This window comes from Chelatococcus sp. GCM10030263 (assembly GCF_042666455.1).
Lineage (GTDB): Bacteria > Pseudomonadota > Alphaproteobacteria > Rhizobiales > Beijerinckiaceae > Chelatococcus.
On the sequence record NZ_JBHTDB010000003.1, the window covers coordinates 425,610 to 443,861 of the forward strand.

At 66.0% G+C, this 18,252-nt stretch carries 17 protein-coding genes; 11 read left to right on the forward strand and 6 right to left on the reverse strand.

Annotated elements, in window-relative coordinates; genetic code table 11:
* Window positions 1-48: 48 nt before the first annotated feature.
* The 4 genes from ACFQU1_RS06625 (at window position 49) to ACFQU1_RS06640 (ending at window position 4,372) form a co-directional block, all read left to right on the forward strand.
* On the forward strand, window positions 49-993 hold the full coding sequence (locus tag ACFQU1_RS06625) for an ABC transporter permease (protein ID WP_378130561.1): 945 nt from the start codon (window positions 49-51) through the stop codon (window positions 991-993).
* On the forward strand, window positions 990-1,871 hold the full coding sequence (locus tag ACFQU1_RS06630; RefSeq protein ID WP_378130563.1) for an ABC transporter permease: 882 nt from the start codon (window positions 990-992) through the stop codon (window positions 1,869-1,871). Before ACFQU1_RS06625 ends, ACFQU1_RS06630 begins: the two co-directional genes overlap by 4 nt.
* Before the next feature lie 4 nt (window positions 1,872-1,875).
* Window positions 1,876-2,625, forward strand: coding sequence for a glycerophosphodiester phosphodiesterase (locus ACFQU1_RS06635; protein WP_378130565.1), 750 nt, complete (start codon window positions 1,876-1,878; stop codon window positions 2,623-2,625).
* 187 nt (window positions 2,626-2,812) lie between these two features.
* Window positions 2,813-4,372: an ABC transporter substrate-binding protein gene (locus ACFQU1_RS06640; RefSeq protein ID WP_378130567.1), complete on the forward strand. Its 1,560-nt coding sequence runs from the start codon at window positions 2,813-2,815 to the stop codon at window positions 4,370-4,372.
* A 315-nt stretch (window positions 4,373-4,687) separates the two neighbouring features.
* On the opposite strand, the gene ACFQU1_RS06645 is transcribed toward ACFQU1_RS06640, so the two are convergent.
* From ACFQU1_RS06645 to ACFQU1_RS06665, 5 genes are all read right to left on the reverse strand, one after another.
* Entirely contained in the window at window positions 4,688-5,716 is a 1,029-nt protein-coding gene (locus ACFQU1_RS06645) for a TIGR02594 family protein (protein WP_378130569.1), read from the reverse strand.
* Between the two features lie 275 nt (window positions 5,717-5,991).
* Window positions 5,992-7,461, reverse strand: coding sequence for an alkaline phosphatase family protein (locus ACFQU1_RS06650; RefSeq protein ID WP_378130571.1), 1,470 nt, complete (start codon window positions 7,459-7,461; stop codon window positions 5,992-5,994).
* A 40-nt stretch (window positions 7,462-7,501) separates the two neighbouring features.
* On the reverse strand, window positions 7,502-8,485 hold the full coding sequence (locus ACFQU1_RS06655) for an ABC transporter ATP-binding protein (RefSeq protein WP_378130573.1): 984 nt from the start codon (window positions 8,483-8,485) through the stop codon (window positions 7,502-7,504).
* On the reverse strand, window positions 8,482-9,558 hold the full coding sequence (locus ACFQU1_RS06660) for an ABC transporter ATP-binding protein (RefSeq protein WP_378131590.1): 1,077 nt from the start codon (window positions 9,556-9,558) through the stop codon (window positions 8,482-8,484). Before ACFQU1_RS06660 ends, ACFQU1_RS06655 begins: the two co-directional genes overlap by 4 nt.
* A 112-nt stretch (window positions 9,559-9,670) precedes the next feature.
* Window positions 9,671-10,477 (reverse strand): IclR family transcriptional regulator, encoded by an 807-nt coding sequence (locus tag ACFQU1_RS06665; protein ID WP_378130576.1) that lies wholly within the window; start codon window positions 10,475-10,477, stop codon window positions 9,671-9,673.
* Window positions 10,478-10,660: 183 nt separating this feature from the next.
* Between ACFQU1_RS06665 and ACFQU1_RS06670 the strand changes: the two genes are divergently transcribed.
* The 7 genes from ACFQU1_RS06670 to ACFQU1_RS06700 all read left to right on the forward strand — a co-directional run bounded on the left by ACFQU1_RS06670 (window position 10,661) and on the right by ACFQU1_RS06700 (window position 17,310).
* The gene (locus tag ACFQU1_RS06670; RefSeq protein WP_378130578.1) at window positions 10,661-11,623 is read left to right on the forward strand and encodes a C4-dicarboxylate TRAP transporter substrate-binding protein; all 963 of its coding nucleotides are present in this window, start codon (window positions 10,661-10,663) and stop codon (window positions 11,621-11,623) included.
* Between the two features lie 95 nt (window positions 11,624-11,718).
* Complete coding sequence (locus ACFQU1_RS06675; RefSeq protein WP_378130580.1) at window positions 11,719-12,222, forward strand: TRAP transporter small permease; 504 nt, start codon at window positions 11,719-11,721, stop codon at window positions 12,220-12,222.
* On the forward strand, window positions 12,219-13,502 hold the full coding sequence (locus tag ACFQU1_RS06680; RefSeq protein WP_378130582.1) for a TRAP transporter large permease: 1,284 nt from the start codon (window positions 12,219-12,221) through the stop codon (window positions 13,500-13,502). Before ACFQU1_RS06675 ends, ACFQU1_RS06680 begins: the two co-directional genes overlap by 4 nt.
* A 46-nt stretch (window positions 13,503-13,548) precedes the next feature.
* Window positions 13,549-14,727: a CaiB/BaiF CoA transferase family protein gene (locus tag ACFQU1_RS06685; protein ID WP_378131592.1), complete on the forward strand. Its 1,179-nt coding sequence runs from the start codon at window positions 13,549-13,551 to the stop codon at window positions 14,725-14,727.
* A complete protein-coding gene (locus ACFQU1_RS06690; protein WP_378130584.1) occupies window positions 14,724-15,179 on the forward strand; it encodes a MaoC/PaaZ C-terminal domain-containing protein in 456 nt (151 codons plus the stop codon). The genes ACFQU1_RS06685 and ACFQU1_RS06690 overlap by 4 nt, the downstream gene beginning before the upstream one ends.
* Window positions 15,176-16,345, forward strand: a complete 1,170-nt coding sequence (locus ACFQU1_RS06695; RefSeq protein WP_378130587.1) for an ABC transporter substrate-binding protein — start codon at window positions 15,176-15,178, stop codon at window positions 16,343-16,345. The genes ACFQU1_RS06690 and ACFQU1_RS06695 overlap by 4 nt, the downstream gene beginning before the upstream one ends.
* A gap of 35 nt (window positions 16,346-16,380) precedes the next feature.
* Window positions 16,381-17,310, forward strand: a complete 930-nt coding sequence (locus tag ACFQU1_RS06700) for a dihydrodipicolinate synthase family protein (protein WP_378130589.1) — start codon at window positions 16,381-16,383, stop codon at window positions 17,308-17,310.
* Between the two features lie 6 nt (window positions 17,311-17,316).
* On the opposite strand, the gene ACFQU1_RS06705 is transcribed toward ACFQU1_RS06700, so the two are convergent.
* Window positions 17,317-18,204, reverse strand: a complete 888-nt coding sequence (locus tag ACFQU1_RS06705) for a 4'-phosphopantetheinyl transferase family protein (RefSeq protein ID WP_378130591.1) — start codon at window positions 18,202-18,204, stop codon at window positions 17,317-17,319.
* Between the last annotated feature and the right edge of the window lie 48 nt (window positions 18,205-18,252).

Consider the following 18,252-nt stretch of genomic DNA (forward strand, 5'->3'; position numbering starts at 1 on the left):
GGCAGCATTGGCACCGGCATGGTTGCTGCGTTTCGGACGAGTTCGCCGATGCTGCGTTTCTTGGCTCTGCGGGCCGGGCGCGCATGTCTGACGCTGCTCTTGTGTGTCACTGCCATCTTTTTCGCCTTGCGCGTGGCGGGCGATCCCGTCGCCATCATGCTGCCGCCGGAAACCCCTCCGGACGTGATCGCCTCCTATAGGGAGCTGTGGGGCCTCGACCAGCCGCTCTATGCCCAGTACTGGCATTATCTCGGAAGCGTGCTGCAGGGCGACTTCGGCGTGTCTTTCGCCGACGGCCGGCCGGCCTTCGAGGCCGTAGCGGACGCTTTGCCCAAAACCGTACTCCTTGGCGGCTCGGCCCTTCTGCTTGCCCTTCTCATCGGCCTGCCGCTCGGCATCGGCGCCGCTCTCAAGCACAACGGCCCGCTTGATCGGCTCGCCATGGCCTCGGCGGTGCTCGGCTATTCCATCCCGATCTTCTTCCTGGGCATCCTGCTCATCCTGCTGTTTGCGCTCAAGCTCCGGGTACTGCCCTCGGCCGGTTCGGCGACGCCCGCCCATCTCATCATGCCGATGCTGACGCTCGCGCTTCCGCTTGCAGGCCGCCTCGCCCGCTTTGCACGCACCTCCATGCTCGAGGTCATGGGCAAGCCCTTCATTCGGGCCGCGCGCGCCAAGGGCGCGCGTCCCTTGGGCGTGCTCCTGCAGCATGCTCTGCCGAATGCGGCCGTGCCGCTGCTCATGTTTCTCGGCATCGAAATCGGCATGATCCTCGCCGGCGGCGCCGTCACCGAGACGATCTTCGCCTGGCCCGGCCTCGGCCGCCTCATCGTCGATTCTGTCGCGACCCGCGACCTGCCGGTGGTGCAGGCCGCCATCCTGACGATCACGCTGATCATGGTCCTCTCCAATCTCCTCGTCGACGTGCTGCACACCATGCTCGACCCGCGCCTCGGCAGGTGGGGTGAGCCGGCCGGAGCACCCGCCCGATGACCGCGCTCGATGCAGCCACCACACCGCCACGCCGACAGGCGGGCGGCCGTTCCATGCCGCCGACGATTGCCGCCGCCGTCGCCTTCCTGCTGCTCATGGTGGTCGTGTCGCTCGGCGCCGAATGGCTCGCCCCGACCCATTATGCGACCCAGGACCTCGCCGCCCGCTTCCGCCCGCCGGTCTTCTTCGGCGGCGATCTGACTCACGTTCTCGGCACCGACCATCTCGGCCGCGACCTCCTGAGCCGGATCATCTATGCGATCCGCACCTCGATCTTCATCGCGGTCTGCGGCACGCTGATCGGCGCTGTGGTCGGCACGCTGCTCGGCTTTGCCGCCGCCCGCCTCGGGCGAGCCGTCGACCAGGCGGTGATGATGCTGGTCGATGCGCAAGCGGCCATCCCCGCCTTCTTCCTGGCGCTGACGCTGCTCGCCTTTTTCGGCAACAACATTCTCCTGTTCATCTTCCTCGTGAGCCTCGACGGCTGGGAGCGCTACACCCGGCTGACGCGGGGTCTCGTCGCCTCCGAACAGGCGAGCGATTACATCATGGCCGTCGAGGCGCTTGGCGCCGGCACGGCACGCGTGATTTTCCGCCACCTTCTGCCGAACATCATCGCCTCGCTGGTGGTGCAGGCGACCTTGAATTTTCCCGGCACGGTGCTGCTCGAGACGTCGCTCTCCTTCCTTGGCCTCGGCGTGCAGCCGCCCGGCACCTCGCTCGGCTTGATGCTCGGCGAGGGGCGGCGCTACCTGCTCAATGCCTGGTGGATCGCGGTGCTGCCCGGCATCACCATCTTTCTCACCACCCTCTCGATGAGCCTCTTCGGCGATTGGCTGCGCGACCGGCTCGACCCGACGCTCGACGGCAGGACCTGACTCCATGCAGCACTCCATTTGGCGCGTGCCGAGATCCGGCCCCCCACGCGTGATCGCCCATCGCGCCGGCGCCCTGCTCGCGGTGGAGAACTCTGCCGAAGCATTCCACCTTGCGGCAAAGGCCGGGGCGGACGCGGTCGAGACCGACCTGCGGCTCACGGCCGATGGAGTCCTCGTCTGCCTGCACGATGCCGACCTTGGGCGCCTCGCGGGCGATCCCCGACAGGTGGCCGATCTCGACCTCGCGACCATCCGCCAGCTCGTGCCGCATGTGCTGACGCTCGCCGAGGCCATGGCGGCCTCGGCGCCGCTCGGCCTGCTGCTCGATGTGAAACTCACCCAGCCGGACTGTCTCGCGCCGATCCTCGCGGCAGTGGAGGCGGGCGGGGCAACCGAGCGCATCCTGCTCGGCTTGCGCCATCCCGCGCTGATCGCAGAGGCCCATGCCCTTGCTCCGGCGGTACCCGTTCTCGCCTTCCTGGCGGATCCCGACGCGGTTGCCGCCGCGCGGCAGGCCGGCGCCGCCTGGTTTCGCCTCTGGGAAGGCACCGCCACGCCCGCCCGCGTGGCGGCGGCCCGCGCCGAAGGGCTCGGCGTCGCCATCATGACCGGCCAGCCCCGCAGCACGCCTCTGCCCGGCGAATGGCCGCCCTTCCCCACGGGCCATGTCGATACCCCCGGCCTGGCGGCGCTCACCGCGCTCGGCCCGGACGCCATCCTGCTCGATGATCCTCGTCTCGCACGCTCGCCTTGATGGCCGTCACCGCACTGTCGTCGAACTTGGCTAGAGCGTTTTCGAGCCAAGTGGATACCGGTTCGCGTCAAGAAAACATGTTGAATCAAGAAACTAGGGCTCCGTTCGCGATTCAAGGCGCGAGAGGAGCTCTAGAGCCGCCGCATCCTGTTCGGACCCGGCCCGCCCCCTGACTGAAGGAGCCCCCATGCTAACGATCTCGCGCCGCCGCTTCCTGGAAGGTGCTGTTGCCGCACCGCTCGTTCTCGGTGCCGGCTCCGCCTTTGCCGCCGCCGACCGGCCGACTTTCACAGTCGCGGTCGCCGATCTCCCGGCGACCCTCGAACCCGCGCGCGAATTGTCGAACGTTGGCACGCGCGTCACCTATTCGATCTTCGATACGCTCATCCGCCGCGATTTTCTCGGCTCGCCCGATGGCGGCGGCTCCGAGTTGAAGCCGCATCTGGCAGAGAAATGGGAGCGCCAGTCCCCGCAGGAGCTCATCGTCAGCCTGCGCCGGGGCGTCAAGTTCCACAACGGCGACGAGCTCACCGCCGAGGACGTCGCCTATACCTTCCGCGAGGGCCGCATGTGGGGCGAGAAGCCGCAGATCCCCGGCGCGCGCCCCTATTTCGGCATTCTCGCCGGCTGCGACGTGGTCGACCCCTATACGGTCCGCTTCCGCACGCGGGTGCCCGACGTGCTGCTCGAGCAGCGGCTCGCCTCCTGGTGCGCCTGGATCGTCAACAAGCGCGCTTATGAGGAGATGGGTTTCGACGCCTATTCGAGGGCGCCGGTGGCGACCGGCCCCTACAAGGTCGTCTCCCATAACGCCGCCGATGCAACCGCACTCGAGGCCTTCGACGACTATTTCATGGGCCGGCCGACCGCCGAGCGCGTCACCTTCAAGCGGGTGCCGGAACTGGCCGCCCGTGTGGCCGGTCTCGTTGCGGGCGATTACGACTTGATCACCACCGTGCCGCCCGACCAGATGAGCGTCGTTGCCGGCTATCCCGATATCGACGTCCGTTCGGTGGTGCTCGCCAATGTCCATGTGCTCGTCTTCAACGAGCAGGACAAAGTGCTCGCCGACAAGCGCGTGCGCCAGGCGCTCGCCTCGTCGATCGACCGCCAGAAGCTGGTGGACACCCTGTGGCAGGGCACCGCCAAGGTGCCGGCCAGCCACAACTATCCGGAATATGGCCAGATGTATCTGGAAGGCCGGAAGCTCCCCTATGACCCCGCCAAGGCGAAGGCCCTTCTGGCGGAAGCCGGCTACAAGGGGGAGCCGATCGTCTACCGCACCCAGGCGAACTACTACACCAATGCCGTCGAAGCGGCGCAGATCATGATCGAGATGTGGAAAGCGGTGGGCATCAACGCCTCCCTCCAGGTCGTCGAGAATTCGACGCAGCTGCGCGGTCCTGGTGCGCAGATCTTCAATTGGTCGAATTCGACCCGCCTGCCCGATCCGCTCGGCGCGATCTGGGTCGCCTGGGGGCCAGCCGGCGAAATCCAGACCTCGGGCTTCTGGAAGAGCGCGGAGGCGTTTAACACAGCCGGGCGCGCGCTCGAGGCGGAAACCGATCCGGCCAAGCGCAAGGCGCTCTTCGCGCAAATGCTGGACGTTTGGGAGGACGAGGTACCCGCGACCATCCTCTACCAGCCGAGCGAGGCCTATGCCATCAAGCGCTCCATCGCCTGGCGGCCGACGACCTTCTACTTCATGGATCTGCGGCCCGACAACCTCAGCTTCGATCGCGCTTGAGGCGCTTCCCTCGCGGGACAGCGCCTTCACCAAGCACGGCTTCTTGCTCGTTTGTCGTCATGGCCGGGCACGTCCCGGCCATCTCGGCGGATGTGGGCCCGTCCATACGCACCAGCCCTTGTCATTCCACGGGAATAACATCCTGCAGGATTTCTCATGACGGCGGCGCGGCGCATAGGGCGTCTTCGGGCGGCATAGTACGCACGGCACGACCACAAACCTATCCGCCGAACAGCTTGGGATGCAGCGCTCCCAGCGGCCGCCGCTCAAGATGAACGGCGGCCTTTCGAAGAACAGAAGACGGTCACGGCAGGTCTACGCCCAGACGTCCTGCTCCGCCTCGCGGACACCGATATATGGCATATAGCCTTCCGCGTTATCGAGCGCCTCTACGGCGAGCGAGAACGGCTTCCTGTTCTCCGGAGCCTTCGTGTTGTCGAGCGCAGCATGCTCGCCAGATGATGGCTGCGCAACGGCTCCGCCGTCCTGAGGATCACTCGAGATGACAATCGACTCGTCGCGAGAAACAGCCTCGACGAATGCGCGCAGCATATCGAGGAACCTGCCGTCGCTACCCGCCTCGGCGGTCTTGCCTTGGTCGGCCACCTCATCGACGGCCTCGGCGCATGCATCGGCTACGGCCTCATCCTGCGACGGCCCGCTCTCCGGCGTGGCGGAACGCGTCGTCCTGACGACGATGACATCCCGATGCTGGCTATCTGCAGTCGCAGCCGGGACCACCGGATCAGCCGATGCGGCAGGGTTTGGCGCGGTCTCGGCGACGGCCCCATCTGTCGCGCTTTCGGGCACCGACGGCGCAGCAAGATCCGGCGCAGGCTGTGGCGGCGTGTTCCAAGCGGCCACCTGTTCATCGGTGAAGGTAGGGATTTTCAGCAATTCAGGATCAGGCTGCCCGCTCGGCCAACGGTAGCCGAGAACCTGCGAAGCAGGGAACGCCTTGACGTTCACGCCGTCGTCCTGGTTGCCGCCGAGCACCAGTGGATTGCCATCACTGTCCTTGCCGACGAGAAAGCCAGCATGGCCTTTCCAGGACGTCGGCGATTCACGCCACAGCACGGCGATGGAGCCGACCGCCGGCTCATCGAGCGTGACGGGCAGCTTGAGCCAGTTGCGCGCCACCTGTCCGGTGTCGACGACCTCTTCGCCCGCGGCCCTCAGACAATGGTCCAGAAATGCACCACACCAGGCCGTCTCGTCGTCCCGGAACGGCGCCCCCATTCCTTTCCACCAATCGACGATTGTCGCGTTGTGCTCCGGACCCGGAATCTCCCGCATACCGATGGAATCGCGTGCCACTTTCAGCCAACTCGGTTCGGTGACCATGTCTCTCATCCAATCTGTTGATCGAAACAGTCGAAGACGAGGTCAGTAAACAGCACAACCGAAGGGAGTGACCACAACCCAATAGTTTCATAGAATTTGAAGATAATTAATAGCTATAGCCATCCATCTCTAAATAGATGAACCTTCCAAATCTTGGAGAGCGAGCCCGAATTTCTCGCTGCAGCCGGGGCGAGCCGTTCTTCGCGCGTTGCGACGATCGGGCTCCCCACCGGCACGGACGGTTCGCAACGAGCAGGACTGCGCTGTCGAGGCTGCTAGTGACCGCCGACAATGAAGCGTCGGCCGTCCTGCTCCACCATATCGACATGCTGGAGAAAGGCGCCGCTCTCTGCCGAGAAGCGCGTGACCTTCGGCTCGGCGCGCGGCGGAAGCGCGAGGTTGCGGCCGACCATGGTCGGGGCCGGCGGCAAGCCGAGGAGCCCGAGCACCGTCGGCGCGATATCGATGATGCCGGCCGGTGCCGAGGAGCGCATGCCGCGTCCTTCGGCGGTCTCGGCGCCGACGATGAGTACCGTGTTCAGTTCGTGCGGATTCAATCCGCCGTGCATGCCGCCCCCGACGGGCACATCCCCCGGCGTCATAAGCCCACGACCCGGCAGTCCGTAGCGATCATCCGCGACGTCCGACTTCAGCACGAACATCAGGTCGGCCTGCCGGGCATGGCCCTGTCCGACGAGGTCGAGCGACAAGGTGCCGGGTAGCTCCCCGTCCACCTCGTTGCGGCCGCGCGCGAAGACATGGCCCACGGCCGGATGCTCCATCAACCAGGCCGCCAGACGCGACAAGGCCGCGCGGTCGCCGCCGAGCAGACGGATCTCGCCGCTGCGTCCGCCCGTCGCGACGAAGGCGGCATCGGCGAGCGCATCCCGTTCGCCTATTGCAAATCCGGCGCTCCCCGCATCGGCGAAGAGCGGGTCGGCGGCGCTGGTGGCGATCTGGCCATGGTCGGATGCAGCGATCACCGCGATCCGCTCCGCGTCGGGCTCGTTCTCCACCCAGTCGAGGATCCGGCCGAAGGCGGCGTCCGCCTCGGCGAGTGCGCGTTTGGAGTCGTCTGAGCCAATCTCGCGATAATGGAAGGAGGTATCGGGTTCGTTGAACCAGACGAGGGCAACATCCGGCCGCAAGATCGGCAACACATGATCGGTCATCACCTGGCCGGCATAGCGGGCATCCGGCAGGCGCGGCAGCTCGCGTTCCGGCAGCGGACCGATGCGTTGCACCGCCTCCGCCACCGCCTCCGGCGTCTGGGTCGCATCGGGACCGTGCACCGAAAAGGTCCAATGGCCGTTCGCGCGGGCCCGGGGACTGATCATATGCGCAGAACCGCCAGACCCGGTATGGACGACGGCTAAGCGCCGTCCGGCGCCCGCCAGCACATCGCCCAAGGTCTCGGCGTCGACGAAACGGCCCTCATGCGCCGCCTCGGCGCGGCGGATATGCTCGATCCGGCCGGTGTCGAAGACGCGGTCGGGGAAGGCAGCCGGATGGTAGAAGGCATTGCCGATAATGCCGTGCACGGTGGGCGGCGCGCCACTGGCGATGGAGGTCGTGGCGACCCGCGTGACCGATGGAAAGACGCTGCGCGCCTCTCGGAACCAGGTACCTCGAGCCGCCAGCCGCATCATGTTCGGCGTGAGCTCGGGCGTCACCATGTCGGGCCGAAGCCCGTCGAACACAGCCACGATCACGCGATCGGCGACCGGCTTTGCTTCTTGCGTCATCAGAGGCTCCTGGCACGAGTTTGGCGATGGTTGCCGGCGCTCACGCGGCAGACAGCTCCGGCACGCCCGCGACGAGATGGCAGGCGACACGCCGACCCTCGGCCGTCGTGCGCAGAACCGGGCGCTCGGAGCGGCACCGCTCGCTGGCGCGTGGGCAGCGCGGATGAAAGGCGCAGCCGGTCGGGATATCCACCGGATTGGGCGGATCGCCGGCGAGCAGGATGCGCTTTGCAACATGGCGCCGCGGGGTCGGGACGGCTGAGATCAGCGCCTCGGTATAAGGGTGCGCCGGCGCGTGGAACAGATCCTCGGCCGGGCCTTGCTCGACGACGCGGCCGAGATACATGACCGCGACGTCATCGGCGATCTGGCGGACCGCCTTGAGATCATGACTGATGAAGAGGTAGGTCAGGCCGAGGCTCGCCTGCAGGTCCTGCAGCAGGTTCAGAACCTGCGCGGCCACGGACACGTCGAGCGCGGAAATCGCTTCGTCGCAGACGACGAGCTTCGGTTCGAGCACGAGAGCGCGGGCAAGCACCACGCGCTGTCGCTGACCGCCGGACAATTCATGGGGATAGCGGTCGAAGAGATCGGGCCTGAGGCCGACCGCCGCGAAGAGCGACAGGGCTTTTTCACGCCGCTCGGTGGCACTGGCGCCGAGGCCGTGAATGACCAAGGGCTCCATCACCTGCTCGCCGACCTTGAGGCGCCGGTCGAGCGCAGCAAGCGGATCCTGGTAGACCATCTGCATCATGCGCCGCTGCGCCCGCCAGCGTGCATCACGCATGGCTCCCACCGGCTCGCCCGCAAAGAGCACGCGGCCGCCGGTCGGCGGCACAAGACCGAGCACGAGCCTCGCAGTCGTCGACTTGCCACAGCCGGATTCACCGACGATGCCGAGCGTGCGACCGGCGACGACGGCAAGGTCGACCCCGTCGACGGCTCTCAGCATGCGCCGCTCGCCATGCGCGCTGGCCACCGAATAATGCTTGGTCAAATTGTCCGCGACGAGGAGCGCGCTCAAGCCAGCGCCTCCGCCAATTTGCGCGGCCGCTGGCCGGTATCAGGCAGTGCCTCGCCCCGCAGGCATGCGAGCCCATGGCCGTCGCGGCCCACCGCGAGCACCGGCACCTTGGTGTCGCATAGGGCCGCGGCCTGGGCACAGCGCGGTGCGAAGGCACAACCGGGCGGCAGGGCGTGCGGCGCTGGAACGGTGCCGGGGATGGCCGTCAGCCGGACCCGCGGGCCGGCCAAGTCCGGCAGCGCCGCGAGCAGGCCCTGCGTATAGGGGTGGCGTGGCGCTGTGAGCAGCCTGTCGGCCTCTCCCGTTTCGACGATCCGCCCGGCATACATGACCGCGACGCGGTCACACAGGTCGGCCACCACACCGAGATCGTGCGAGATGAGCACGAGCCCCATGCCGGTGTCGCGGCGAATGTCGCGGAGGAGATCGAGGATCTGCGCCTGAACGGTGGCATCGAGCGCGGTCGTCGGCTCGTCGGCGATGAGCACGTCCGGTTCGCCCGCCAGCGCGATGGCGATCATCACGCGCTGGTTCATGCCGCCGGAGAGTTCATGGGGATATTGGTTGAGCCGCCGCTCGGCGTCGGCGATGCCGACCCGGTCGAGCAGACGCCGCGCCTCGGAGCGCGCTTCGGCTCCGTGCAGGCCGCGGTGCAGGGCCAGCGCCTCGCAGATCTGCCAGCCGATGCGGCGCACCGGATTGAGGCAACTCGCCGGGTCCTGGAAGATAAGCCCGATCCGCCCGCCGCGGATGCCGGCCATCTCCCGCTCACCGAGCCCGGCGAGATTTCGGCCGGCCAGGAGTGCGCGACCGGAGATCGTGACGCGCGGCCCCAGTAGTCTTAGGGCCGCCAGCCAGGTGATGCTCTTGCCGCAGCCGGATTCCCCGACGATGCCGAGCGCCTCGCCGGGTGCGAGCGCAAGCTCGATGCCGTGCACCACCGGCACGGATGCGCCTCCCTGGCGGATCGCCACGCCGAAATTCTCGAGCGCCAGGACGGGCGGCGGCGCGGCGCGCGCATGCTCCGAAGGCTTCGCGACGGCGGCGAACTGAACGGGCACCATGTCCTTCATGGAGAACATCTCAGACACCGCTTTGATGACGACGCGATGACACCCTCGGGTGCCGGCCCCTAGGTCATGCCGATCCGCTCCCGCAGGGTACAGCGCCGAGACTGGCGGGGAGTCATTCGCCGTTGGCGCCCTCCTCCTGGTCCGTTCGCGGCGCCCCCATCGCGACAGAAATCACCCGGGCAGCTGAGCGCACGGCCCCGATCAGATCCTCCTTCGAGACTTCCACGTCCGGCTGCGACATGTAGGGCACCGTCAAAGCCGCGATCGCCTGGCCGAAATGGTTGAGGACAGGGCAACTGACGTCCGTGACCCCGAAGGCGATGCCGCTCGGTGCATAGTCGTAGCCGGCGGCCGCAATCGCATCGAGCTTGGCCTTGATGGCGGCCGGCGGACTGGCCCCCTCCTGCGCCGCCATGATGGCAACGAGCTCCGCCTGCCGTTCAGGGCGCTGGAAGGCCGCGATGACACGTGCGGAGGCGTATTTCTCCGCCATGGGAAAAGCCGCGCCGAGCCGGACGGACCAGCCCATCAGCACGGAATCCGGCTGCTCCTGCGCGAGCACGAGCAGATGCTTGGCGTGCATCACGACGAGGTGGCAAGCGTGGCCGACCGTGGCCGCCAGTTCCTCCATGGCCTGCAAGCTCGCTTCGAGCAGGCGGCGCTCCGGCGGATGGCGGTGCGCGAGCTCGAACAGCCGTAGCGTCAGGGCGTAATGGCCACGCGCGTCACGCGCCACATAGCCGCGGCGCTCGAGCACGCCGAGCATGCGGAAGATTTCGTTGACGGACCGGCCGACGCGATCGGCTACGGCTTTCTGGGTCAAGCCTTCCGGTTCCTCCGCCAGAGCTTCGATGAGGTCGAGGCCCTTTTCCAATGCGGGCGCCCCCGCTGTCCGTTCGGCCTCCTGCTTGACATGCATTCAATTTCACCTATGAGTTTATAACGTCAAATATGAAATTATAGGACTGACTGGTCAACCGCTTTCTGCCGCGGCTGCGGCTCGCGAAACCGCTCGTAAGGCACTGGGCTCGACAGACACGAAGCCCTCGCACATGCGAGCGGAAACCATGGGAGAGAAACATTGAAAGCTCTGCTATCTGGAATGGCGTTTGGAGCGGCCTTACTTGCTCTTCTGCCCAACGCGGCATCGGCCCAGCAGTATAAGCTGCGGCTAGCCCATGCGCTGGCGCCGACCGAGCCCATTCATATTGTTGCCGAGGAATTCGCAAAGGCCGTCGGCGAGCGCACCAAGGGCCGCGTCCAGATCCAAGTATTTCCATCGGAGCAGCTCGGCATCAACAAGGACATGCTGGAGCAGGTGCGGCAGGGTGCACCGATCATACAACTTGCCGATGCCGGATTCATGGCCGACTACGTCCCTGATTTCGGGGTCCTCAACGGGCCGTATCTCATCAGTAATCCGGCCGAGTTCAAGAAGCTTCTGGCGAGCGATCTCTATCGCGGCCTCCTGGAGAAAAGCGAGAAGGTCGGCTTGCGGCCGATCGCCTTCAACTTCTTCTTCGGCGTGCGCAACATGCTCGGCAACAAGCCGTTCCGCTCGCCGGACGACCTCAAGGGCGTGACCATGCGCATCGCGCCCAATCCCATCTGGGTCGAGACGTTCAAAGCGCTCGGCGCGCGCGGCGTGCCGCTACCTTGGACGGAGGTTTATGGCGCGCTCGCTCAGAACGTCGTCGACGCGGTCGAGGCGCCGCTCGGCTCGCTGACGGCCTCGAAGCTGCAGGAACAGCGCAAGACGCTCACCCTGACGGGGCATTTCACCCAGTTCGTGGGACTCGTGATCAACGACAAGCTCTTCAAGAGCTATCCCAAGGACATCCAGGACGCCCTGGTCGAGGAGGCCGAGAAGGCTGGCGAGCGCATGACCGCGCTGACCATCGAGAACGATAAGAAATTGCTCGAGGACCTGAAGCAGCAGGGTGTCACCGTGGTCACGGATGTCGATCTGCCCGCCTATCGGGCCGCCACGGCCCCCGTCTACAAGGCTTTCCCGAACTGGACGCCGGGGCTCTACGAAGAGATCCGCAAGATCCTCGACAATTGACGCCTTGCCCGGCCGCGCCTCCGCACCATCCGGCGGGGGCGACGACAGAAGTAGAGCCGCCACGCAAGATGGATGGCTGAGAGAAGAGTTCGGTCATGAATAAGGTCGCTGAGCGGGAGGGCGAAGAGGATGTCCTTTCCTTTTCGCAGCTCACCTTCGAGGAAATTCTGGCCGCCGTGATGATGCTCGTCATCGTCGTGTCGGTCTCCTGGGGAGTGCTGACCCGCTATGTCTTCGCCACGCCGGCGAGCTGGACGTCGGAGGCGGCCTCCATCGCTTTCGCCTGGGCAGTCTTCGTCGGAGCGGCCGCCGCCTTTCTGCGGCGTGAGCACAGTTCCGTCGACGCCTTGCTGGCGATCTGTCCGCGCCCGATTGCGCGGATCCTGCAAACGGTTGCCGACCTCGTCGTGCTCGCAACACTGCTGGCCGTCGCCTGGCTCGCAATCGGCATGACCCTGTCGACGACTGACGTGCCGACCACAGTTCTGCGCATTCCGCAGAGCGTTACCTATGGCGCGGCCGCAGTCGGCTTCACGGTCATGGCGCTGCGCCACCTCATGGCGATGACCCGCCGCTTTCGCGCAGGAGATGCGGCATGACGCTCTGGCCCGCCTTCCTGATGCTTGCACTGCTTGCCATCAACGTTCCGGTGGCGATCGCGATGATTGCACCGGCTTTCCTGTTCTTCCTCTTCGGAGGCGATCTGCCGCTCGACCTCATAGCCCAGCGCATCGTCGCCACAACGGATTCCTTCCCGCTCCTGGCGCTGCCCTTCTTCATCCTTGCCGGCAGCATCATGAACAGCGCGGGCATCACCCGCAATCTGCTGAAACTGGCGGACGCCTTTGTCGGCCATTTTGCTGGCGGGCTTGCGCAGATCAGCGTGCTGCTCGCCACCCTGATGGGTGGCTTCACGGCGTCCGCCAATGCGGATGCCGCCATGCTCGCCAAAATGCTCGGCCCGACAATGATCCGCCGCGGCTATGCGCCGGGCTTCGCCGCCGCGGTCACGGCCTGTTCCTCCATCATCGCCGTCATCATCCCTCCCGGCATCGGCCTTATCGTCTATGCCTATCTCGCCAATGTGTCGGTGGGTCGGCTCTTCATCGCCGGCATCGTACCCGGCATCGTGTTGACCCTGGCGCTTCTCATCGCGGTCTACCTCGTCGCTAAGCGACGTGGCTATGCCCCGATCCGCACCCGGATGATGAGTGGGCCAGAACTCGGCCGCACAATTCTCGAGGCGGGCTGGGCGCTCACTCTGCCGGTCTTCATCGTGGTCGGCATCCGCAATGGCTTCTTCACGCCGACCGAGGCCGGAGCCATCGCGGTGGTCTATGCCACGCTCATTGGCGTCTTCATGCACCGCGAATTGAAGTGGAAACATGTGCCCGGAATCATTCGCGAGACCTTGCACACCACTGCTGTCGTGATGCTCATCATCTGCGCGGCATCCACGTTCGGTTACTATATGGTGTGGGAGCGGATACCGACGGAAGCGGCCAATGCCCTCGTGCAGCTGACGAGCAATCCTTACGTCATGCTGCTCCTCGTCAATATCCTTCTACTCTTCGTCGGCATGCTCATCGAGGGCACGGCTGCGCTAATCCTGCTGACGCCAATTCTGGCGCCGGTTGCGGTCAAGCTCGGCATCGACCCGATCCAGTTCGGCATCATCATGGTGTTGAACCTGACGCTCGGCGGGGTCACGCCACCCGTCGGGACGCTGTCCTTCACGACGAGCAGCGCCTTGCACGTGCGGTTCGTCGAGACGGTGCGGGAATCCCTGCCACTGCTTCTTGCGCTCATGACCGTCCTCGCCCTGGTGACGGCCATCCCTTCGCTCTCCCTCGCCCTTCCGAACCTCGTGATGAATTGACCGGGCCAGCACGGACGACAATAGACACATGCACGACAATCAGAACATCAACACGGAGGAGGCTATCGAGCTTCCTCTGAAGGGGCTGCTGGTGCTCGATTTCAGCCAGTTCCTCGCTGGGCCTTCCGCCGCGCTCCGCCTGGCGGATCTCGGTGCGGATGTCATCAAGATCGAGCGGCCAGACGGCGGCGATCTCAGCCGCCAGCTCTATGTCTCCAATCTGCAGCTCGATGGCGACAGCACCATCTTTCACACCATCAACCGTAACAAGCGGAGCTTTGCGGCCAATCTGAAGGACGAGGCCGACCGCGCGCAGATCTGGCAGTTGTTGCGGCGCGCCGATGTGATGATCCAGAACTTCCGCCCTGGCGTCATCGAACGGCTCGGCTTCGGCTACGAGGCAGTTCGCGCGGTGAACCCGCGCATCGTCTACGGCTCGATCACGGGTTACGGCGAGGAAGGGCCGTGGCGCGACAAGCCGGGCCAGGACCTTCTCGTGCAGTCGCTGTCCGGCTTGACCTGGCTGTCAGGCGACGCCGATCACGCGCCGACGGCCGTGGGCGTGGCGGTGGCCGATATCATCACCGGCGCTCATCTCGTGCAGGGGATTCTCGCCAATCTTGTGCGCCGCGGCATCACCGGGCGTGGCGGCCGTGTCGACGTCAGCTTGATGGAATCGACGCTCGACCTGCAGTTCGAGTTTCTGACGACTTTCCTCAACGGCGACGGCACGCCGCCGGAGCGCTCCCGGCTCGGGAGCGCCAGCGCCTACCTCAGCGCCCCCTATGGCATCTACCAGACGGCGGACGGCTTCATTGCCATCGCCATGAACCCGGTCGGCCGGCTGGCAGAGCTCATCGGTTGCGAGGCGCTCCTGCCCTATGTGGACGCCAAGACATGGTTCACCCATCGCGACACCATCAAGCAGATCCTGTGGGATCACCTGAAGACCTCCACGACAGCCGAATGGCTTGCGGTCCTCGAACCCGCGGATATCTGGTGCGCCGACGTGCTCACCTGGCCGCGGCTCGTCGCGCATGACGGGTTCAACGCGCTCGGCATGCTGCAGGAAGTCGTCAACGCCCGCGGCGCCAAGCTCGTCACCACCCGCTGCCCGATCCGCATCGACGGGAAGCGGCTCGCCACCCCACGCGGGGCCCCCAAGGTCGGCGAACACACCGAAGAAATCCGCAGGGAATACGCAATCGGAGAGGTCAAGGCATGATCGTCGAAAAGTATCTCGAAGACTATGTGATCGGCGAGACGCATCTCACGACCGGCCGCACGATCACCGAAGCGGACATCATCATGCACGCCGGCCAGACCGGCGACTGGTATCCCCATCATGTGGACGCGGACTGGTGCGCGACCCAGCCCTTCAAGCAGCGCATTGCGCACGGCACCCTCGTCTTCAGCGTCGGCATCGGCATGGCGGCGAGTGTCATCAATCCGCGCAGCATGTCCTATGGCTATGACCGGCTGCGCTTCATCCGGCCGACCTTCATCGGCGATACCATCCGCGTGCGCACCACCTATAAGGAGCTTCGCGAGCACAAGAAGCCGGGCTACGGCATGCTTGTCGAGTTGGTCGAGGTGCTGAATCAGCGCGACGAAGTCGTGCTCGCCTGCGAGCATCTGCACCTTGTCGAGCGCCGCAACGAGGGGCGGCCGGCATGAGCACGCTCAAGGTCCTGTGCTGGGGGCACCGGCGTGCCGTAGCCCCGCTCGAGGCGGCGCGCGAGGCGTTCAAGGCTATACGGCCGGAGATCTCGCTGGCGCTGGAGGTTCGGTCGCTGAGCGACTTCGAGCACCAGGGGATGGACGGCGTCGCGCGCGCCTATGATCTCGTCGTCTTCGACCATCCGTTCTGTGGGGATATCGCCGCGCAGGACCTGTTCGTGCCGCTCGATGTCCATCTTCCCGAGATCCTGGGCTCCTCGGCCGATGCGCGCTATATCGGCCCGAGCCTCGCGACCTATCGCCTGGGCGGCCATATCTGGGGAGCGCCTATCGATGCCGCGACCCAGCATGCGATCTTCCGTCCCGACCTGCTCGCCCAGTGTGTCGAGCCGGTGCCGCGCTCCTGGCAGGAGACGCTGGCGCTCGGCGCACGCCTGCGAAAGCGTGGGCTCCATCTCGGGATCGCCATCGAGACGCCGCATGCATTGATGACCATCAGCTCGCTGATGGCCAATGCAGGGCGGCCCTGGCAGACCTCCCCGAGCGAGCCGCTGACCCTCGATGGCGAGGCCTTTCTCGCGGCCCTCGATCTCCTGCGGGAGCTTCTGGCCTTGTGCCCGCCGGAGGCGATCGCCTGGAACAGCATCGACCTGCACGACGCCATGGTGGCGCGGGACGACGTGGTCTACTGCCCGGCGGTCTACGGTTATGCCACCTACGGCGAGGCGGACATGCGCAAGCCGCTCGCTTTCGCCGATTTCGCCGGCGCGGTCGCGCCCTATCACGCCGGTTCGGCGATCGGCGGAACGGCGCTCGGCCTTTCACGCTTCTCCGACAGGCGCGAGGACGCACTGGCCTTCATCGCCTTTATGCTGTCCGAGGAGGTGCAGGACCGCCTCATCCCCTCTCACCACGGCCAGCCAGCGCTCGTCTCCGCCTGGAGCGCGCCCGCGAACGACACAATGTTTAACGGTTTCTACTCAGCGGTTAGATCATCAATGGAGACGGTCTGGACCCGGCCCCGGCACCCGGGCTACATCATCTTTCAGCGAGAGGCGGGCAGCATCGTTGCCGCGGGGCTGCGCGACGGCATTGCCGGCCGCGCGATCCTGGCCGAGGTCGAGCGGATCGCAGCGGGTGTGGGGAGGCTCGGCGCAAGCTGATCTCCCGCAGCACCCTCCAACAGAAGGATAGGCCAATGACATCCCCTGCGCGGCGCCCCTATCGCGGTGTTTTCCCCGTCGTCCCCACCATCTTCGACGAGAAGGGCGAGCTCGACCTCGCCGGGCAGAAGCGCGTCCTCGACTTCATGATCGATGCGGGCTCTGAAGGCCTCTGCATCCATGCCAATTTTTCGGAACAGTTCGCGCTGACCGATGCCGAGCGCGACCTGCTCACGGACGCGATGCTCGGCCATGTCGCCGGGCGCGTGCCGGTGATCGTGACGACCACCCATTTCAGCAGCCGCGCCTGCGCCGCCCGTTCGCGGCAGGCTGAAGCGGCTGGCGCCGCCATGGTCATGGTCATGCCGCCTTACCACGGCGCGACGATCCGCGTGCCCGAGGCGGCGACCTATGACTTCTTTCGGACCGTGTCAGACGCGATCTCGATCCCCATCATGATCCAGGACGCGCCGGTGGCGGGCACGCCGCTCTCGGCGAGCTTTCTTGCGCGAATGGCGCGGGAGATCGCCAATGTCGCCTATTTCAAGATCGAAACGGCGGGTGCGGCCGGCAAGCTGCGCAGCTTGATCGAGGAAGGCGGCACTGCCGTCGAAGGTCCCTGGGATGGCGAGGAGGGCATAACCCTCATGGCCGATCTCGAGGCCGGCGCCACCGGCGCCATGACCGGCGGCGGCTATCCCGACGGCATCCGGCAGATTACCGACCCGTTCTTCGCCGGACGCCGGGACGAGGCGCACGAGGCCTATCAGCGCTGGCTGCCGCTCATCAATTACGAAAACCGGCAGTGCGGCTTTCTCGCCTGCAAGGCTTTGATGCGCGAGGGTGGCATCATCGCCTGCGACGCGCCGCGCGCGCCATTCCCACAGCTCCATCCCGCCACCCGCGCGGGGCTGCTGGACGTCGCGCGCCGGCTCGATCCGCTCGTGCTGCGCTGGGCCGCCTGACCTGGTTCAGCCTCGCAGCGCAAAGGGCCGCCATGACCAGGCGGCGATCTGCCGAACTGGCTGCCGCATTGCCAGGGCGATATAGGCTTGCGGCGGCACCGAGATGTCCCGCAACGCCCATTGCTGGGTAATCGCCGCCTCGCGCTCGACCGCGACTAGAGCCGGGTCCGAGCGTGGGCTCACCTCCACGGCAAAGCTGTTGAACGGCAGATGGAAGCCAAGTCCGACGGCCTTGGCCAGCGCCTCCTTGCGGGTCCAGCAGCGATAAAAGGCGGCCTCCCGCTCGGCTTGGCCCGCGACACCCTCGATGGCCCGTACCTCCAGCGGATGGAATGTGTCGCGCGCCAGCTGGACACAGTCGGGAAGCGGACGCGGGATCTCGATATCTACGCCCACGTCGTCCTGTAGAGTGACCGCCAGGATGCTCAGAGTGTCGCTATGGCTGGCGTTGAAGCGCAGGCGCGAAGGCTCGCCGGTTTCATCGAGCTCGGGGCGGCCGTAGGCTCCCGCGCGAAACGCGATTTTCGCCGGGTCCCGATCGAGATAACGGCCGAGGACAGAGCGACGCATCCACATGGCGACCCTGAACCGGTGAGCATCGCGCAGGAACCGGAACTCCATCGCCCGCGCTTCCTCGGCGGAGCTGAGCGGCAGCGCCGAACCGAAAGGATCGACGGCGCTGAGATCGACGGACCAGAGATGGACGTGGCCGATCTCAAGCGGGGTGAACGCCTCGGGCGACGGCCATCGCAGCGGGTCCGACAGCGGCGATCGCGAGGAGCTTATCATCGGAGACACGACTTCGAATCTATCGGTCGTTCCGTGTGATCGCAACGCGCGTGTATCCGCTCCGAAGCACCTGCACCATCTGCCTGCGTGATGTGCCCGCGTCATGTGATTGACACCCCGAGACCCGCGTGCTGATTTCGTGGTCCGGTCAAC

Coding starts and splice junctions, on each gene's coding strand:
- ACFQU1_RS06645 (WP_378130569.1), bottom strand. CDS start 5,716: ATGGTCACCGAACCGAGTTGGCTGAAAGTGGCACGCGATTCCATCGGT.
- ACFQU1_RS06640 (WP_378130567.1), top strand. CDS start 2,813: ATGCTAACGATCTCGCGCCGCCGCTTCCTGGAAGGTGCTGTTGCCGCA.
- ACFQU1_RS06695 (WP_378130587.1), top strand. CDS start 15,176: ATGAGCACGCTCAAGGTCCTGTGCTGGGGGCACCGGCGTGCCGTAGCC.
- ACFQU1_RS06650 (WP_378130571.1), bottom strand. CDS start 7,461: ATGACGCAAGAAGCAAAGCCGGTCGCCGATCGCGTGATCGTGGCTGTG.
- ACFQU1_RS06680 (WP_378130582.1), top strand. CDS start 12,219: ATGACGCTCTGGCCCGCCTTCCTGATGCTTGCACTGCTTGCCATCAAC.
- ACFQU1_RS06660 (WP_378131590.1), bottom strand. CDS start 9,558: ATGAAGGACATGGTGCCCGTTCAGTTCGCCGCCGTCGCGAAGCCTTCG.
- ACFQU1_RS06690 (WP_378130584.1), top strand. CDS start 14,724: ATGATCGTCGAAAAGTATCTCGAAGACTATGTGATCGGCGAGACGCAT.
- ACFQU1_RS06630 (WP_378130563.1), top strand. CDS start 990: ATGACCGCGCTCGATGCAGCCACCACACCGCCACGCCGACAGGCGGGC.
- ACFQU1_RS06675 (WP_378130580.1), top strand. CDS start 11,719: ATGAATAAGGTCGCTGAGCGGGAGGGCGAAGAGGATGTCCTTTCCTTT.
- ACFQU1_RS06700 (WP_378130589.1), top strand. CDS start 16,381: ATGACATCCCCTGCGCGGCGCCCCTATCGCGGTGTTTTCCCCGTCGTC.
- ACFQU1_RS06665 (WP_378130576.1), bottom strand. CDS start 10,477: ATGCATGTCAAGCAGGAGGCCGAACGGACAGCGGGGGCGCCCGCATTG.
- ACFQU1_RS06670 (WP_378130578.1), top strand. CDS start 10,661: ATGGCGTTTGGAGCGGCCTTACTTGCTCTTCTGCCCAACGCGGCATCG.
- ACFQU1_RS06625 (WP_378130561.1), top strand. CDS start 49: ATGCTGCGTTTCTTGGCTCTGCGGGCCGGGCGCGCATGTCTGACGCTG.
- ACFQU1_RS06705 (WP_378130591.1), bottom strand. CDS start 18,204: ATGACGCGGGCACATCACGCAGGCAGATGGTGCAGGTGCTTCGGAGCG.
- ACFQU1_RS06635 (WP_378130565.1), top strand. CDS start 1,876: ATGCAGCACTCCATTTGGCGCGTGCCGAGATCCGGCCCCCCACGCGTG.